Source organism: Nocardia sp. NPDC004604, assembly GCF_040609795.1.
GTDB lineage: Bacteria > Actinomycetota > Actinomycetes > Mycobacteriales > Mycobacteriaceae > Nocardia.
This window is the reverse complement of sequence record NZ_JBEXLC010000015.1, coordinates 36340-53853: the sequence shown is the minus strand read 5'-3', so window position 1 is coordinate 53853 and position 17514 is coordinate 36340. Positions and strand designations below refer to the sequence as shown.

Genomic DNA, 17514 nt, shown 5'->3' with positions numbered 1-17514 from the left:
TTACTCGCGTATTGATCACTTGCGCACATCGCCTTCTCGTGGATGCTATGTGATATGGGGCACACCCGCCCTGTGCTCGCAGTCAGGAGGCGATCCCGAATGACGAATAAATCCGAGTACCCGGTTCAGTTGGTACAACCCGACGGCCGTCGCGTGTTCGATCGCGAATACGCCGCCCTGATCACCGATATCGGGCCCGAACAGCTGCGTGTGCTGTACCAGGACCTGGTCGTCACCCGTCGGATCGACGTCGAGGCAACCGCGCTGCAACGGCAGGGCCAACTCGGACTGTGGGCGCCGATGCTCGGGCAGGAGGCCGCGCAGGTCGGCTCGGCATACGCCTTGAACCCTGACGATTACGTCTTCTGCAGCTACCGCGAGCACGCCGTGGCCTACTGTCGCGGCGTCCATCCCACCGAACTCACCCGGATGTGGCGCGGGGTCGCGCACTCCTGCTGGGATCCGCGCGCGGTCAATATGACCAATCCGAATATCATCGTCGGCTCCCAAGGCCTGCACGCGACCGGTTACGCGTATGCCGCCCACCTCGACGGCGCGGAGATCGCGACCATCGCCTACTTCGGTGACGGTGCGTCCAGCCAGGGCGATCTCGCCGAGGCACTCGGCTTCGCCGCGAGTTGGAGCGCGGCGGTGGTGTTCTTCTGCCAGAACAATCACTGGGCGATCAGTTCCCCGGTCCGAATCCAGAGTGCGACCCCGATCGCGCGGCGCGCCTACGGATATGGGATTCCGGGCGTACAGGTCGACGGCAACGATGTACTCGCCGTGCTCGCGGTCACCCGACAGGCCGCCGCGCGGGCCAGGACCGGTGGCGGCCCCTCCTTCATCGAAGCCCTCACCTATCGGATGGGCCCGCACACCACCGCCGACGATCCGACGCGCTACCGCTCCGCCGCCGAGACCGAGGAATGGGCCCGCCGCGACCCGATCGAGCGGATGCGCAAGCTACTCGAACGAGAGACGCTGTGGGACACGGCATTCGAGCGTCAGGTCGGTGCCCGCGCGGACGAAGTCGCGCACCAGGTGCGCACCGCGACCATCGACATGCCGGATCCGGCGCCGTCGCAGCTGTTCGATCACGTCTATGCCACCTCGCATCCGCTCATCAGCCAAGAGCGCAGCGAGTACGCGGCGTACCTGGCCGGTGATCCCGGCCAGGCCACCGCGCGACCGGAAGGAGTTCCCACATGATCACGACCTTCGCCGCCGCACTCAACGCCGGGCTGCGACGGGCCATGGACGACGACCCGAAGGTCGTGCTGATGGGGGAGGATATCGGTCGCCTCGGCGGGGTGTTCCGAGTGACCGACACCCTGCAGAAGGATTTCGGGAACAATCGCGTCATCGATACGCCGCTGGCCGAATCCGGCATTGTCGGGACGGCTTTCGGCATGGCACTGCGCGGCTGGCGGCCGGTCTGCGAGATCCAGTTCGACGGCTTCGTCTATCCGGCCTTCGACCAGATCGTCTCGCATGTCGCCAAGATCCATTATCGGACGCAGGGAAAGGTGATCGCGCCCATCACGATTCGCATTCCGTTCGGCGGTGGGATCGGTTCGGTGGAGCATCACTCCGAGTCGCCCGAGGCGTATTTCGCGCACACCGCCGGACTGCGCGTGGTGACGCCGAGCAATCCCGCCGACGCGTACTTCATGATCCGCCAGGCGATCGCGCTCGATGATCCGGTGATCTTCTTCGAGCCCAAGCGGCGCTATTGGGATAAGGCCGAGGTCGACTTCGACGCCGACGCACTGCCACTGCACCGGGCGCGCGTCTGCACCGATGGTGACGACGCCACCATCGTCGCCTATGGCGGCACCGTGGCTTCCGCCATTACCGCCGCGAAAATCGCCGCGGAGGAAGGCCATTCGCTCGAGGTGATCGATCTACGCAGTCTCTCGCCGATCGACTTCGACACCATCGAGGCATCGGTGGCCAAGACCGGCAGGCTGATCGTGACGCACGAGGCGCCGGTCTTCGCCGGACTCGGCGCCGAGATCGCCGCGCGGATCACCGAACGCTGCTTCTACCACCTGGAGGCGCCGGTTCTGCGCGTCGGTGGATTCGACATCCCCTACCCCCCGGCTAAGCTCGAAAAGCACCACCTGCCCGATCCGGACCGCATCCTCGCCGCGGTCGATCGCTCGCTCGCCGCCTGACTACCGCTGACTGAGAGGTGCCCCAGTGGAAGATCGCGCCCCCGCCGAAGATCAGGGTCATATTCTGGAATTCCGACTACCCGATCTCGGCGAGGGACTCGCCGACGCGGAGTTGGTGTCGTGGTCGGTGGGTATCGGCGAGACGGTGCAGCTGAATCAGACGATCGCCGAGGTGGAGACGGCCAAGGCGGTGGTATCGCTGCCCTCGCCCTTCTCGGGCACGGTGGTCGAATTGCTCGCCGAACCCGGCCAGACGATCGCGGTGGGCGCGCCTTTGATCCGGGTGCGCAACGACCTGGAGACCGGAGCCGTGCAGGAAGGGGCGAACGGGCGGACCTCGGTACTGGTGGGGTATGGGCCCGAAGGCGAGCCGGTGTCTCGGCGACGGCGGCCGGTGCCAGCGGAATCCGCTGTGCCGCAGGATGATTCGCAGGTAGCCGGCGCGAAGCCCGGCGACCTGGCGGCGCGCGATACGGCGGGGATGCGCCGGGCCGCGGCTACCCCGGCGGCACGCAAGCTTGCCAAGGAACTCGGGATCGACCTCTGGTATATCGCGGGTTCGGGCCCCGATGGCGCGGTGACGGTCGATGACGTGCGCGGCGCGGTCCCGGTATCGCAGCCGCGGGCCGTGGCGGGCCGCACCGGCGACGGCGACCAGGCCACCGCACTGCCCATGCCGCCCTCGGTCACCGATCCGAACGCGGGGATCATCCGGCCCGCGGTTCGCGAGGAACGCACGCCGATCAGCGGGATCCGCAAACGCATGGCTGCCGCAATGGTGATCAGTGCCCGCACCATCCCGCAGGCCAGCACCTTCGTGACCATCGACTTCACCGCGTCCATGGAACTGCTCGATCACCTGCGCACCACCAAATCCTTCGAGGGCCTGACGCTGACGCCGCTGGCCCTGGTCGCCAAGTCGGTGCTCGCGGCGCTCGCGGAGTACCCCGGTATCAACGCGTTCTGGGACGAGGCGGATCATCAGATCGTCACCAGGCACTATGTGAACCTCGGCATCGCGGTGGCCACCGAACGCGGCCTGATGGTGCCCAATCTCAAGGAAGCCCAGGCATTGAGCCTGCGCGATCTGTGCCGCGAAATCGGCTGGCTGGCCGAGACCGCCCGCTCCGGCGCCGCCACGCCGACGGACCTGCGCGGTGGCACCTTCACCATTACCAATGTCGGCGTCTTCGGTGTCGATACCGGTGTTCCGCTGGTCAACCCGGGTGAGGCGGCCATCCTGTGCCTCGGCTCGATCCGCAAGCGCCCGTGGGTATTTCGCGATGAGCTCGCCGTCCGCTGGGTGACCACCCTCGGTATCAGCTTCGACCACCGGATGATCGACGGTGAGCTCGCCGCCCGGTTCCTCGCGACCGTCGCCGGATTGCTCGAGGATCCGTTGACATTGCTGAGTCGCATGTAGCCCGGCGCAGGCGCGTTGCACCCTGCGGAGGCCGCCGCAGTTCCCCGCTGTTCCGCTTCACCCCAAAGTTCAGGGCAGGACTCTTAGCCCGGGCCGCACTGTCTTTCAGCTCGGGCCATCCCCGAAAAGATTCAGTCTTGGCGGTGAGTAAGGACTTGGCGGACGATCAGACCCGCGACCAGGGCCCAGAAGGCAGCCCCGATGCCGAGGAACCCGACTCCGGATGCGGCGATCAGGAAGGTGACGACACCCGCCTCGCGGTGCTGTTCGGACTTCAGCGCACCGGCCAGCGCCGCGGCGAGGGTGGCCAGCAGGGCAAGTCCGGCAACGGTTTCCAGCGTGCCCCTGGGGGCGGTGGCGATCAGCGTGACGAGTGCGGCCGAGCCGAGCGCGAGGAGCAGGTAGGTGGCGCCCGCAGTGCACGCCGCGATCCAGCGACGCTTCGGATCCGGGTGCGCGGCCGGAGCCGCCGAGAGCGCGGCGCTGATCGCGGCCAGATTGATGGCGTGGCCGCCCGCGGGCGCGCCGAGGATGGTGCCGATACCGGTGACGGTCATCGAAGCGCGCCATGGCACTTGGTAGTCGAAGGACTTCATCACGGCGGTACCCGGAATGTTCTGGGACGCCATGGTGACGATGTAGAGCGGGATGGCGATGCCGATCATCGCCTGCCAGCTCCATTGCGGCACGGTCAATTCGAGCGAGGGTGCCATGGCGGCGAGATCGAGATGTTTGTGCTGCACCGCGATGCTGATGCCCGCCCCGATCGCGGCGGTGGCAAAGGCCGCGATCACCGCCCAGCGTTTGGCGAATCGCTGTAGCACCAGCCACACCGCGATCACCGGGACCACCACCGCCGGACTGGCCTGCACGGCCTTCACCGGTGCGAGACACAGCGGCAGCAGCACTCCGGCGAGCATGGCCTGCGCGATCTCCACCGGAATCGCGGCGACCAGATTGCCGAGCCGCTGCCAGAGTCCGGTGATCACGATCAACACTCCGGTGATCGCGAATGCGCCGACCGCCGCCGCCCAGCCACCAGCAACGGCCCCCGTGCTGGCCAGCAGCGCTGCGCCCGGTGTCGACCAGGCCAGTGTGATGGGCAGCCGATACCGGTAACTCAGCAGCATCATGCCGATGGCCTGGGTCACGCAGAGTGCCAAGAGTCCCGATGCCGCCTGCGCCGAGCTGGCCCCGACGGCGGTCAGGCCACTGAGCACTACCGCGAATGCGCTGGTGAACCCGACCAAAGCGGTCACGACACCGGCGGCGAGCGGCTGGGTGAGCCGCGCCTGCGCGGTAGCCGATGCTGCTGGTGCGGATTCGGCGAGCGCCGGGGAAAGCCTGGACATTTCTGGGATCTTCCCCGGTCATCAGTCCAGTTGTCACAGCCAGTCGCTCGAAACTGGACTGAATTGCTGGCGCACGCACTCCCGAGGGCGTGTGCAGCCGACCGAAAGGGGTCTTGTCTACCCGCCGGTACCTTTCATGGCGCGCTGACATCTGTGCTAGTGAATGCGTAGGGTGAGGAGTGTCGGTGCTCGTAGGGTACGGATTCAGAACTAGGAGCTTTGTTGAGCGCGGTACTGATCTCGACGGATGAACTTCGGGAAGTATTGGCAGACAAGCGGGTTCGTCTACTGGATGTGCGATGGGCACTGGGGGATCCGGACGGCCCGCAGCATTATCTGGAAGGGCATATCCCGGGCGCGGTCTTCGTCGACCTGGAAACCGAACTGGCGGCGCCACCGTCACCGGCGCGCGGGCGGCATCCGCTGCCCGATCCGACACAGCTGGAGAAGTGTGCGCGCAGTTGGGGTGTGTGCAACGGGGATCCGGTGGTCGTCTACGACGCGACCGGCGGTATGGCCGCCGCCCGGGCATGGTGGCTGCTGCGCTGGGGCGGGATCGCGGATGTGCAGATTCTCGACGGCGGCCTGCCCGCGTGGATCAGTGCGGGCGGTGAGATCGCGACCGGCGCGGAGCCCGATCCCGAACTCGGTGATGTCGAGGTGCAGCCGGGGCAGATGCCGGTCATCGATGCCGATGCCGCCGCCAAATGGTCGGGTGTACTGCTGGATGCGCGTGCGGGCGAACGCTATCGCGGCGAGGTGGAGCCCGTTGATCCGCAGGCCGGACACATTCCGGGCGCAGTCAGCGCACCGACCGCGGACAACCTCGACGCCAGCGGCCGATTCCATGCCCTGGACGCATTGCGGGATCGGTTCGCCGCCTTCGGTTCCGGACCGATCGCGGTCTACTGCGGGTCCGGCGTCACCGCGGCCCACCAGGTCGCCGCACTCGCCGCCGTTGGTATCGAGGCGGCCCTGTACCCGGGTTCGTGGTCGCAGTGGTCCAATGACCCGAAGCGTCCGGTCGCCACCGGAGCCTGAGTCCGGCCCCGGTGCGAGGCACAGTACAGGTGAAATTGCATCCTGCCGAGACGCACGCGGCGCCGGACGCGAATCACGGGCAGGTGCGGGCGATATCGTTCAGAACTGCGCTATCGGCGGCCGTCACCGGTAGGTCGTACTGGACCGCGACGGTGAGGTATCTGCCCGCATAGAAGCAATGGTTCGCCCGCGCGGGCGGCAGCCATGCCGACGGCGTGCTGTCGCCCTTGGCCTGGTTGGTGTTCGCGGCGGTGGCGAGCAGGTTCGCATCGATATCGTTGGCGAACCGCACCCGGCGCTCGCGTGGCCAGTACACCGCACCCATATCCCAGGCCGCGGCCAGCGGGTAGACGTGGTCGATTTGGATATCTCCCGCATCGGCTTTGGTGAATGTGATCCGGTTGCCGGTGTACGGATCGTCGAGGGTGCCCGCGGTGACCACACAGTCGTTGGTGCCGGGCCGAAAGCTCACTCCGGTCAGCTGTCTGCTCAGCACGTCGTTGCGGGTATCGCAGCCGTCGCGCCCACCGGGCCCGTCGTAGTCATCTGTCCAGGACGGACCGAATACGCATCCCCGCCCCTCCTGACATCCGCGCTCATAACCACCCGGATGCCCGCGCACGGCGACGACCCGCACCGAGGCGAGCAGATGCTCGAGCTGGGCCCGGCTCGGGCTGTCCGGTGTGCGCGCGACCGGTTCGGAGCCGAGGTCAGCGCATGCGGGCACGGCGAGCAGCACCACCGCGAGCAGGGTGCGCAGCGCGGGCAGGGCATGCAGTCCGAGTGGGGCACGCAGCCATCGTCGAATGTCGGCACGCACGGTGTCAGATGTACCCGCATGCACCGACATTCGTAGCACCTAGCTGGAGCGCCTCGAGAAGCGAGCCGGTCAGGGCTCACAACCAGGCGCGCGCCAGCAGTTCGTCATCGGCGACTTCGCTCGTCCGCGGCGGGAATCTGGTCGCCGATATGGACTCCGGGTGCGCGCCATCGTGCCCGATCAACCACGAGCCTCCGCGTTCCTCGCATTCGGCGATCTTCGCGAAGGTGTTGAGCAGGAACGTGACCGCCTCACGTGGGTCCAGGGTTCGGGCCAGACGCTGAGATTCACCAGGACGCGACAGATCCAGCCAGACGCCGGATTGTCCGTCGAGTCGCATGCCGACGATCTTGTCGGCATTGACGAAGGTGAATTTGCGCCGTTCCCACGGCGTAGTCGGCGTGAAGCTCTGCTCGAGTACCTGGAGCAGAATCGTCATGCTTTGCCCTCCGCTTCCGTTGACACCCAACTGCGGTTCTCTCGCGATGACCAGCGGATATACCAGTATTCTCCGAATTTTGTCCGAGTGGTAGCGATCAGTCCATCTAGTCGAGGTCAGAGACTGATCCGTGTCCAGCCGGTATCACTGTGTCCAATCTATATCTGTCTGTCCCTGCATCCTGGAAACTGTCGTCGACCAGTGATGTCGCTGCCGTCAGGTGTTCAGATCCGCGATGCGCCGTCGGTCAGGATGCGCTCGGTTTCGCCGGGTAGGTGTCGCGAAACGCGTCGCGGACGGTTGCCGCATCCGGTGCGTCTCGGCCTTCGATTCCGGAGACCACCTCGGCGACGCGCCAGAAGTTCGACGGGACCAGGCGGCCGGAAAACACGGCCCTGAGCGTGACATCAGCCGCCTCGTCCGGCTTATCGGCTGCTACCAGGGCCAAGCCCAGATCTATGTGCGCCGTCGCGATTCGACGCGGCCGGACCGCCGCAGCGCCCGCGAGATCGGCAAGGACATTCCGCGCATACGCCTCGGCGGCGGGATCCCCGATCCATGACAACGTCGTGGCTACGTAGGCATCGGACTTCGCGGGGTCATAGCGGAAATGGTGCTCGGGCCGATCGGGGACGCGCATCCCGGATACCAGCCTGGCGACCTTGCGCAGCGCCCCGTATGTGCCCTGGCTGTCCCCGAGGCGTGACAACGCGCGGCCCTCCTGTGCGGTCGCTTGGATGTAGGCCGAGCTATCCACCGGGGCGATATCCTGCGCGGCGCGCGACAGTTCGGCGGCCACGGCGAACTCGCCATTGATGAGCTGTTGCCAGGCGCGTGTTTCCAGGCACCAAGCCGAAATCTCCGGGTGGTTCGCTTCGTCGGCGATATTGCGGGCTACGCGCAGCCGCGCAGCTGCGGCCGACAGCTCACCCAGGTCGATATGGCAGGTACCCGCCAGCAAGGACAGCCAACCGGCTGCGACCAGGAGGCGCCGATGTTGGATCAGGGTCTTCTTGCCGTCCATCAAGCGTGCGGCATAGCCGAGATGCTGCCGGATATCGTTCAGCAGCTCACCGGGTGGACTGGTCGAGTACGCCGACGCCAGATCATCGACAGCCAGTTCGAGGCGGTCGAGGGTGTCACCACCGACATCCGACGCGGCCACGCGCCGAATCCACTCAGCGCCAGCCCGCTCGCCGTCCGCCGATTCGCCCAACGCGGACTCGTACGCGGCGATGACAGCGGCGGGCACAGCACGTTTGCCGGACTCGATCAGCGAGAGGCCAGCGGTGTCGCCGCCATGTGTCATGTCTGCGATGCGACCGAATCGCCCGCGCTCATGTCCGGGTCGACGCGGCGTAGCGCTGATGCCAGCCATTCGGACCTGCGATGCTCGGCTGGCATCGCGGCCAGCCCGTGTGTCGCTTCCTCGATTGCTTCGCCTGTGTACCCCAGCAGCGCCAGAACGCCGCCACGCTGCACAGCTCCGAATCCAGTACTCCACCAGTACATCGACGCGGGGGCCTCGATGCCGTCCGCCGCTTCCGCCGCAGCGTCGGCCAGAGCCAGCGCGCGTCGTGCTTGGCGCGTCTCTCCGTGCGCGGCCAATAGCTCGGCTCGCCGCATCCGTCCGTAGGCCGTGATGACGGGGTGCGCGTCTCGTACCGCCAGCGCGGCGTCCGACAGTGCGAGGACTTCGTCGTAATTCCCCGCGCTGACCGTCACGTAGCCTAGAAAGCCCAGGCTGTGCGCAATCCGGTCCGGGTCGCGGGACTCCTTCGCCAGGCTCGCTGCCGTGCCGAGGCTTCGCCGGGCAGCAGAGTCGGCTCCGATCGCGTGCTCCAGCCATCCCCGATACTGCGTGATCTCCGACGCGAGGCACGCCGCGTCGCTCCGTCCTGCACGTGCCTCACCGGCAAAGGCCTCGGCCATCTCGGCCATGCCCCGCACGGCCGGTAGAACCGTCAAAGCCCCTGCCGCGTCCTCGATTCGGCGCGTAGCCGCCAGCATTACTGCCACGTCGGACAGGGCGACGGGGTCGACGCTGGCTGGCGCTCGCGCCACCGCCGTCAGCCGCTCCAAGTCCGCGCCCAGCACCCTTTCGTAGGCAGCGACGACACCGGCAGGCACCGGGCGCTGGCCGGTCTCGATGAGTGACAGGTACGCCCGGCTGTAGTAGCTCCGCTCGGCCATAGCGCGCAGTGAGATACCCGCCGCTTCGCGAGCGGCGCGCATCAGCGCACCGGGTTCCATAAGACCAGCCTAACGTGCTTTGTGCTGTAGACGCCTGTGGACGCCGAACTACTCCATTCCCGAAAGTCGCACGCCTAGCGCGTTTTTCAGCCCCGCCGCCGGGTCGATGCCGTGCCCTCAACGGCATCCCGGCGGTGGGTGCTCACCACCAACGACGGCTGAAGGGGGACGGGAGATGGAACTCCCCGCGCGATTCGATGACGAAGACGCCAGGAAGCTGGCGATGGCTCCGGACGACGACGAGGGGTACGGCTATCTCCAGCGCGACGACGGGTCATGGTCACTGGTCGATAGCGACGGATGGGAAGTCGAGTTCGCCGAACCCGACGCCGACGTGATTTCGGCGATTGCAGCGGCGATGCGCGCGACGATCGCCGTAGACCCGCTGTCGGTCCTGGACAGCGAGATTCGATGAGCGGCGGATGGATCGTGCTCGGGTACGTCGTTGTGATCGGGCTGCCCTTGGTCGTGATCGTCGCGGTGACCTGCTGGCCTGAGCGCATCCCGAAGGATCGCACGGTGCAGGCGATCCGAGCACGTATCGAGGACGAAGATCGGGACCGCTGAGCGATTGGAGGCCAGAACCGTTTCGCCGCTACCGACTTCGGTTCCGGACGAGTCGTTTTCAGCGAGCCTGGCAAGTGGGTCCGCTGTTGAGAATCGTTCGTTAGCGAGAGGACCACGCCGCGCGCTATGCGGCAACCGTGCTCGTTCGGCGCATCTCGTTCGCTGGTGGGTTCGAGGTTTGTCGCGGCATTCTCGATGGGAGCGACAAGCGCGGGTCTGCAGATCCGCAGAGGTCGATTTCCGCCCGCCTCATTTGGTTTCAGGGTCGGCTGATGGTGGTTCGATGGGGAAGAAGATCGGGCTGAGCAGGTACTGCCCGCGGTCGGGGGTCGGCTGGTTGGCCAGCCGGGGCCAGATCACCTGGCGTAGCTCGGTGATCATCTGTTCCAGTTCCGGCCGGCTGAGCCAGACGGCGTGCTGCCGGTAGCCGACGAGATCGGTTACCGGGTCGGGGTTTTCCCGGTCGAGGTAGGCGTTGAACTCGGCGATCAGTACTGCCAGCGAGGTGGCGAAGATGCGTCGATGGTCCTCGGGCGACAGTGCCGCGGCAGCCTCGGCATCGACGCTCGCCCGGTCCTGGCGCAGCCGATAGTGGCGCTGCACCGCGCCCCGTACCCGCCGCTCCTCGGCGACTTCCAGGATTCCGGCGTCCGCGAGCAGGTCGACGTGCCGGTAGACCATCGCTTTCGATACGTCGGGAAGGCGGGCGCACAGCTCGGCGGTGGTGCGGATCTGCCCACCGCGCATCGCATGCACGATCCGCAGTCGCACCGGGTGTGCCAGTAGTTCGAATGCATCCACTTCCTAACGATCTCACATCATGATACCTTTCTCAAAGAACGAGAAAGGTACGGATATGATGGTTGATGTGAATCCGGCTGCGATTGCCGCGGCCGTGGTCGAACTCGCGCGTGCGCAGCGGTTCGCCGAGATCGAGGACATGTTCGCGCCTCGGCTGCGGGCCGCGGTGTCCGCCGAGACGGTAGAGGTGGCGTGGCGTGGCGAGATCGCCAAAATCGGAGCGGTCCGCACGGTGGGCGCGGCGCTGGGGGAGCCGATCGGAGCCGGTCTGATCAAGATGAGTGTCCCGGTGACTTGCGAGCGCGGCGGGCTCACGGTCGTCGTCTCGGTCGACGACGCCGGCAGGCTGCACGGTTTCCGGCTCGCCCCACCGAGCATGTCGGCGTGGACACCGCCCCGCTACGCCGCGCCGCGCAAATTCACCGAGCAGGAGGTCACGGTCGGATCCGGGGGGCTGGCCGTGCCGGGCACGCTGACCGTGCCCCGAGGACGTGGCCTGCGCCCGGGTGTGGTGCTGCTGGCTTCCGGGCCCACCGACCGGGATTTGACTGTGGGACCGAACAAGCCGTTCAAGGACTTGGCGTGGGGCCTGGCCAGCCGTGGCGTGGCGGTGCTGCGGTTCGACAAGGTGAACTATGTGCACGGCCAGGTGGCGGTCGAACCCGGGTTCACCATGGTCGAGGAGTACCTACCGCATGCGATAGCCGCAGTCGGTGTGTTGCAACAGCATCCGGATGTGGACCCGGCGCGGGTGTTCGTCGTCGGCCACAGCGGAGGCGGGAAGGCCGCTCCGCGGGTCGCGGCGGCCGAGCCGTCCGTTGCCGGCGTCGTGATCCTGGCCGGTGACACGCTGCCGCGCCGCCGTCCGAACCGTCCACTATCTGGCCGCGCTCGACTCCGGCCAGGACATGGCGGGCGCGGTCGAGTCGATCACGCGCCAGGCCGCGCTGGTGGAGAGTGCGAACTTGTCACCCGCGACCCCTGCCACGGAGTTGCTGTTCGGTTGGCCGGCCTCGTACTGGCTGGATCTGCGCGACTACGACCCGGTCGCGACCGCCGCAGAGCTGGACAGGCCGGTTCTCGTCATCCAGGGCGGCCGCGACTACCAGGTGACCGTCGACGCGGACCTACCCCGCTGGCAGGCGGGACTGGCCCACCGGCCCGGCGTCACGATCCGCGTCTACGACGCCGACGACCACATGTTCTTCTCTGGTTCCGGACGTTCCACACCCGCCGACTACCAACGGCCGCACCACCTCGACCCCGCCGTGGTCGCCGACATCGCCGACTGGGTTCTTCCCGGTACCAAGCCCGGCCCGCTGGCCCGATTTCTGTCGAGCCACAAGCGGTAGCGCGGATTCGAATTCCCCTTCCGAACAACAGCCGTATCCCGCGGATGAGCGAAATCGGCTCATAGCAACGACATCACCGAAAGGTCAGCGCAATGATCGAGAGCGCACCCACCACCACAGCACAACTGGACTGGATAGTGTCAGCGTCGACCCGAAGTCCCCTGCCGGACCGGGAGATCCGGGACCATCTGGCATCCGGCCTGCTGGACGCCAGCGGTGGGGCGGACGGATTCAATGCCGCCCTGATGCGGATCGGCCGGCTCGTCGTCGGTGAAATCGTCGCGGCACGACCGGACTTCGTCCAAGCCGCGGTGCACGGTGACACTGGCAACTATCTCGTCACGGTTCGCACGAACACGGCCGGGCTGATCGAAGAAGTGCGCCTGACCGCCGACGTTCCGCCACCAGCATCGTGGGCCGAGATCGATACGCGGCTCGCCCGGCTCGGCCGGCGAGTGTCCTTCGCAGCAGCGGAAATCGAACCGGACGACCACTGCCGGATCGTGCACGGCCTCAACCCCGACACGCTGCGCCCGATCGGTTCGGCGTTCAAGCTCTATGTCTTGGGAGCCCTCGCCCACGCGGTCGCCGAAGGACGCGTCGGATGGGACGAGCGATTGGCGATCAGGGATGACTGGAAAAGCCTGCCGTCGGGCACCATGCAGAACCGTCCAGCAGGCGCCACCGCCTCGTTGGCCGAATATGCCGACCTGATGATCTCGATCAGCGACAACACCGCCACCGACCATCTGATCCACCAGCTGGGCCGGGACGCAGTGGAACGCCAACTGAGGCTGTTCGGTCATCGGCAACCCGACACGAATACCCCCTTCCTGACAACCAAGGCATTCTTCCAGCTCAAGGGAAACAGCGACACGACCCGCGCGCAGCGATACCTGGCGCTGTCACCCCATGACCGAGTCGCCGCGTTGGAACAGTTGGAGCACCGGCCCCTCCCGGACCTGCAGGAGACCTGGCCCGAGCCGACACACATCGACCAGATCGAATGGTTCGCCGCCCCGACCGATATCTGCCACGCCTTCGCCGGACTCGCGCAGCTCGACCAACCCGAAATCGGCCACGCCCTATCGCAGAAAGACGAGGGACTCAACCTCGACACCAGACAATTCCCCACGGTCTGGTACAAGGGCGGCAGCGAACCAGGCGTGGTCACCCTGCACTACCTGGCCCGCACCACCGACGACCGAACCCTGGCAACAAGTCTTATGGTCTCCGACCCACACACCACCCTCGACACACTGTCAGTGACACTTGCCGGCCAGTCCGTCATCCGCGGTGCATTCCACCTGCTGGCTCACGCACAGTGAGCATGCCTGCACATCGGCCGACGTCTTCGAAACCGCCCCGCAGCACCCCCGTCATCGGCGCCGCCCAACACTCTCTGGCCTCGATATAAGCCCCGTGACCAGCGGATACGCCAACATGTTCCGGTTCTGTCCAGAAATCTGGGAAACCGGGCCGGCCGCCGCCCGATCGCTGTCGGAGGCACCTGATTGGATGGGGTGATGCTGCACGGTCTGTGGTCGCCGGGATCGGGGTTGCTGCTGTGGCAGGAGGCCCCGGTTGTCGCGCTGCCCGATCCGCTGGGTGCGGTGCTGGCGGCATCGAAGTTCCGGCATCGGGCGCAGGTGCTGGTCAACGGGGTGGATGTGGAGACCGAGCAGGTGCGGGCGCATGCGATGGTGCCCGCTGCGGCCGCGGCGGCATTGCGCCAGCGGCTGCCCGTCGAGGCGGTTTCGGGGGATCTGCGGTTTCTCGCGCATGTGGCGCACGGGGTCGAGCGGTGGGTGCGGGCCGGGCGGGTGGCACCGGAGCTGCGCCGGGACGACGGGCAGTGGTGGGTGCGATGGCGATTGGTCGGCGGGGAGCGGCAGCGCGCGTGGCTGGCGGAGTTGGCAGTGGCGATGCCGCCCGCGCTGCGCGTCGCGGGGAAGCCCGCCGTGCTGCTCGAGGATATGGTCACCGAGCTCGCCGATCCGATCGCCAGGGAGCTGATGGATCCGCCGCGGTCGGTGCATCCGCTGGTGGCCGCGCTGATCGGTGATGTCGCCCTCGATGGCGGCAGCCATCAGCTGGCCGAAGTACTGGAACGCTGGCGAGCGAGTCTGGCCGGGGACGAGCCGGAGTTGGTGCTGCGCCTGCTGGAGCCGGAGGGCGATATCGCCTTCGGTGCGGCCGATGTCGATGCCGACGCCGATGATTCGGTGGCGCTGTGGCGACTGCAGGTCTGTCTGCGCGCCGATGGTGAGGCGCCGAATCCGGTTCCGCTGCTGGGTGATCCGGTGCTGGTCCGGACGGCGATCGAGAAGCTGGGGCAGGCGACGCGGGCCTATCCGCGACTGCGCGACCTGCCGAACGATCCGCAGTCGATGGATCTGCTGCTGCCGACCGAGGTGGTCGCGGATCTGGTCGAGCACGGTGCGCACGCGTTGCAGGCGGCCGGTGTCCGGCTGCTGCTGCCGCGGGCCTGGAATATCACCGCGCCGACCATGCGGCTGCGGGTGGACAGCGCCGTCCCCGCCGCGGAGAGCGCCGTCGGCATGCGCGGACTCGTCTCCTACCGTTGGGAACTCGCGCTCGGCGATACCGTGCTGAGCAAGGCCGAGATGGCCAGGCTGATCCGCTCGAAATCGGATCTGGTGCAGTTGCGCGGCGAATGGGTGCAGGCCGACCACAAGGTGCTCGCCGCGGCCGCCCGCTATGTCGCCGCCCATCTCGACGACTCCGAAATCACCTTCGCCGATCTGGTCGGCGAACTCGTCACCGGTCATGTCGAGAAGGTGCCGATTACCGAGGTCACCGCGACCGGCTGGGCCGCGGACCTTTTGGACCGGACCCGCGATCCCGAACCGGTCACCCCGCCGGTCGGCCTCAAAGCGCAACTGCGGCCGTATCAGGAACGCGGCCTCGCCTGGCTGGCCACCATGAGCCGCTATGGCGTCGGCGCAATCCTGGCCGACGATATGGGGCTGGGCAAAACGGTGCAGGTGCTGGCCCTGCTGGTGCACGAACGCGAGACCAGCCGCTCGCTGACCGAAGACGGCGCCCGCACCGGCCGAGAGGTACACACCGCGCCACCGGTCGTGGCCAACGAATCTGGGGATGCCGCGCAATACGTTGCGGCGGAAGTCATTTCGCGCGGCGCGGCGCGGCGCGGCGGAGCCGGACGGATCGAGGGCCGCATCCGACCAGACGACGGTGCACCGGGGCCGACACTACTGGTGTGCCCGATGTCGGTGGTGGGCAACTGGCAGCGCGAAGCCGAGCGGTTCGCGCCGGACCTGCGTGTACTTGTGCATCACGGCGCGGGGCGGCGGGTCGGTGACGAACTCGACGAAGCCGTCGCCGATGCGGATCTGGTGATCACCACCTACTCGCTCTTGGCGAGGGACGCGGTCGAATTGGCTCGCCAGCAATGGGACCGCGTGGTGCTCGACGAGGCACAGCACATCAAGAACGCGGGGACCAGGCAGGCGAAGGCGGCCCGCGCACTGCCCGCGCGACATCGGTTGGCGCTCACCGGAACTCCGGTGGAGAACCGGTTGGAGGAGTTGCGCTCGATTCTGGATTTCACGATGCCGAAGGTGCTCGGCAGCGCACAGACCTTCCGTGCCCGCTTCGCCGTGCCGATCGAACGCGATCGGGACGAGAACGCGATCAGCAGGCTGCGCACCATCACCCAGCCGTTCGTGCTGCGCCGGGTCAAGACCGATCCCACCGTCATCAGCGATTTGCCGGAGAAGCTGGAGATGACGGTGCGCGCCAACCTGACCGTTGAGCAGGCGGCGCTGTACCAGGCGGTGGTCGACGACATGTTGGCCAAACTGAAGGATGCGAAGGGGATGGCGCGCAAGGGGGCCGTGCTCGGCGCGCTGACCCGGCTCAAGCAGGTCTGCAACCATCCCGCGCATTTCCTCGGCGATGGTTCGGGCGTACTGCACCGGGGCCGCCACCGCTCCGGCAAGCTCGCACTGGTGGAGGATGTCCTCGATGCGGTGCTCGCGGACGGCGAGAAGGCATTGCTGTTCACCCAGTTCCGGGAATTCGGTGATCTCATCACGCCATATCTCATCGAGCGCTTCGGCACCGCGATTGCCTTCCTGCACGGCGGGGTGCCCAAGAAGCAGCGCGACACCATGGTCGAGCGATTCCAGGAGCCGGGCGGCCCGCCGCTGATGTTGCTATCGCTCAAGGCCGGTGGCACCGGACTGAATCTCACCGCTGCCAATCATGTTGTGCACCTTGATCGTTGGTGGAATCCGGCGGTCGAGAACCAGGCCACCGACCGGGCCTTCCGGATCGGTCAGCAGCGCAATGTGCAGGTGCGCAAGCTGATCTGCGTCGACACCATCGAGGAGAAGATCGACGAAATGATCAGCGGCAAACGTCAACTTGCCGATCTGGCCATCGGCGCTGGCGAGAACTGGATCACCGAATTGAGTACCGACGAACTGCATCAGCTCTTCGCCCTCGGCGCCGAGGCGGTCGGCGATTGAGCCCCTTCGAGGACTACAGCAAGTACGGCAAGCGCCGTCCGGTCAAGGGCGGGGTCGAAGCGCGCAGCCGCCGTGGCGGATTCGGGCGCACCTGGTGGGGTAAGGCGCTCATCGAGGCGGTCGAGGCAATGGCCGAACCCGGTCGCCTGGCCCGCGGCCGCACCTACGCCCGGGCGGGGCAGGTGGTGAGCTACCGGATCGAACCGGGCGCGGTCACCGCGGAAGTGCAGGGGAGTCAGCCACGCCCGTTCACCGCCGTCTTCGCCATTCGGCCGCTGCGCGACGAGGAATTGGAACTGCTCGTCGAAACCATCCGGACCGCGCCGGGCGTGCTCGCCGAAATCGCTTCCGGCGCTTTGCCGATGAGTCTCGGCGAACATCTGCTCCCGACGACGGCCGCGGATCTGGACTTCTCCTGCACCTGCCCGGATCCCGGCTGGCCGTGCAAGCATGTGGCGGCGGTCTGCTATCTGCTCGCCGAACGTCTCGACGAGCGTCCCCGCGAAATCCTCACCCTGCGCGGCCTCGACCTGGATACGCTCATTGTCGGCATCGAACGCGATGTGCGCCCGGCGGTATCCGACGATCTCTACGGCGATCGGACCCAACTGCCCGATCTGCCGAAGGTCGAATTCCGTCCCGCCATAGACGATCTGGATCCGATGCTGCTGCGTCGGGCGCTGCGGATGATCGCCGAGGACGAGCCGATGGCCGCGGCCGGGCTGCGCGATCTGCGCGCGCTCTATCACGCGCTGGAGCCCTGACCGTG

17 protein-coding genes are annotated in these 17514 nt (G+C 67.0%); 10 read left to right on the top strand and 7 right to left on the bottom strand.

From position 1 onward, the window contains the following. Positions 1–99: 99 nt before the first annotated feature. From pdhA to ABZW16_RS08320, 3 genes are read left to right on the top strand one after another with little or no spacing between them, the layout of a single operon-like run. Positions 100–1212: a pyruvate dehydrogenase (acetyl-transferring) E1 component subunit alpha gene (gene pdhA, locus ABZW16_RS08330; protein ID WP_354953554.1), complete on the top strand. Its 1113-nt coding sequence runs from the start codon at positions 100–102 to the stop codon at positions 1210–1212. After that, positions 1209–2180, top strand: coding sequence for an alpha-ketoacid dehydrogenase subunit beta (locus ABZW16_RS08325; RefSeq protein ID WP_354953552.1), 972 nt, complete (start codon positions 1209–1211; stop codon positions 2178–2180). The genes pdhA and ABZW16_RS08325 overlap by 4 nt, the downstream gene beginning before the upstream one ends. A 25-nt stretch (positions 2181–2205) precedes the next feature. After that, a complete protein-coding gene (locus tag ABZW16_RS08320; protein ID WP_354953551.1) occupies positions 2206–3603 on the top strand; it encodes a dihydrolipoamide acetyltransferase family protein in 1398 nt (465 codons plus the stop codon). A 131-nt stretch (positions 3604–3734) separates the two neighbouring features. On the opposite strand, the gene ABZW16_RS08315 is transcribed toward ABZW16_RS08320, so the two are convergent. Then, a complete protein-coding gene (locus ABZW16_RS08315; RefSeq protein ID WP_354953550.1) occupies positions 3735–4955 on the bottom strand; it encodes a benzoate/H(+) symporter BenE family transporter in 1221 nt (406 codons plus the stop codon). A 234-nt stretch (positions 4956–5189) separates the two neighbouring features. Between ABZW16_RS08315 and ABZW16_RS08310 the strand changes: the two genes are divergently transcribed. Then, positions 5190–5996, top strand: a complete 807-nt coding sequence (locus tag ABZW16_RS08310) for a sulfurtransferase (RefSeq protein WP_354953606.1) — start codon at positions 5190–5192, stop codon at positions 5994–5996. Positions 5997–6069: 73 nt separating this feature from the next. Here ABZW16_RS08310 and ABZW16_RS08305 read toward each other — a convergent pair whose 3' ends face one another. The 4 genes from ABZW16_RS08305 to ABZW16_RS08290 form a co-directional block, all read right to left on the bottom strand. Further along, entirely contained in the window at positions 6070–6846 is a 777-nt protein-coding gene (locus ABZW16_RS08305; protein WP_354953548.1) for an HNH endonuclease family protein, read from the bottom strand. A 46-nt stretch (positions 6847–6892) separates the two neighbouring features. Beyond that, a complete protein-coding gene (locus ABZW16_RS08300) occupies positions 6893–7255 on the bottom strand; it encodes a hypothetical protein (RefSeq protein ID WP_354953546.1) in 363 nt (120 codons plus the stop codon). A gap of 247 nt (positions 7256–7502) precedes the next feature. Next, positions 7503–8564 (bottom strand): XRE family transcriptional regulator, encoded by a 1062-nt coding sequence (locus tag ABZW16_RS08295; RefSeq protein WP_354953544.1) that lies wholly within the window; start codon positions 8562–8564, stop codon positions 7503–7505. Further along, entirely contained in the window at positions 8561–9508 is a 948-nt protein-coding gene (locus ABZW16_RS08290; protein ID WP_354953542.1) for a helix-turn-helix transcriptional regulator, read from the bottom strand. Before ABZW16_RS08290 ends, ABZW16_RS08295 begins: the two co-directional genes overlap by 4 nt. 175 nt (positions 9509–9683) lie before the next feature. Here ABZW16_RS08290 and ABZW16_RS08285 point away from each other — a divergent pair, with 175 nt between their 5' ends. Together ABZW16_RS08285 and ABZW16_RS08280 are read left to right on the top strand one after the other, a co-directional pair. Continuing rightward, on the top strand, positions 9684–9923 hold the full coding sequence (locus tag ABZW16_RS08285) for a hypothetical protein (RefSeq protein WP_354953540.1): 240 nt from the start codon (positions 9684–9686) through the stop codon (positions 9921–9923). Next, positions 9920–10075, top strand: coding sequence for a hypothetical protein (locus ABZW16_RS08280; RefSeq protein WP_354953538.1), 156 nt, complete (start codon positions 9920–9922; stop codon positions 10073–10075). The genes ABZW16_RS08285 and ABZW16_RS08280 overlap by 4 nt, the downstream gene beginning before the upstream one ends. A 249-nt stretch (positions 10076–10324) precedes the next feature. Here ABZW16_RS08280 and ABZW16_RS08275 read toward each other — a convergent pair whose 3' ends face one another. Next, on the bottom strand, positions 10325–10876 hold the full coding sequence (locus ABZW16_RS08275) for a helix-turn-helix domain-containing protein (protein WP_354953536.1): 552 nt from the start codon (positions 10874–10876) through the stop codon (positions 10325–10327). A 31-nt stretch (positions 10877–10907) separates the two neighbouring features. Next, positions 10908–11228 carry a hypothetical protein gene (locus tag ABZW16_RS08270; RefSeq protein ID WP_354953534.1) on the bottom strand — a complete coding sequence of 107 codons (321 nt, stop codon included), beginning with the start codon at positions 11226–11228 and terminating at the stop codon, positions 10908–10910. Positions 11229–11718: 490 nt separating this feature from the next. Between ABZW16_RS08270 and ABZW16_RS08265 the strand changes: the two genes are divergently transcribed. The 4 genes from ABZW16_RS08265 to ABZW16_RS08250 all read left to right on the top strand — a co-directional run bounded on the left by ABZW16_RS08265 (position 11719) and on the right by ABZW16_RS08250 (position 17509). Next, positions 11719–12228 carry a hypothetical protein gene (locus tag ABZW16_RS08265; RefSeq protein WP_354953532.1) on the top strand — a complete coding sequence of 170 codons (510 nt, stop codon included), beginning with the start codon at positions 11719–11721 and terminating at the stop codon, positions 12226–12228. 92 nt (positions 12229–12320) lie between these two features. After that, positions 12321–13556: a serine hydrolase gene (locus ABZW16_RS08260; RefSeq protein ID WP_354953530.1), complete on the top strand. Its 1236-nt coding sequence runs from the start codon at positions 12321–12323 to the stop codon at positions 13554–13556. Between the two features lie 198 nt (positions 13557–13754). Next, positions 13755–16745, top strand: coding sequence for a DEAD/DEAH box helicase (locus ABZW16_RS08255; RefSeq protein WP_354953528.1), 2991 nt, complete (start codon positions 13755–13757; stop codon positions 16743–16745). After that, positions 16742–17509 carry an SWIM zinc finger family protein gene (locus ABZW16_RS08250; RefSeq protein WP_354953526.1) on the top strand — a complete coding sequence of 256 codons (768 nt, stop codon included), beginning with the start codon at positions 16742–16744 and terminating at the stop codon, positions 17507–17509. The genes ABZW16_RS08255 and ABZW16_RS08250 overlap by 4 nt, the downstream gene beginning before the upstream one ends. The last annotated feature ends 5 nt before the right edge of the window (positions 17510–17514 follow it).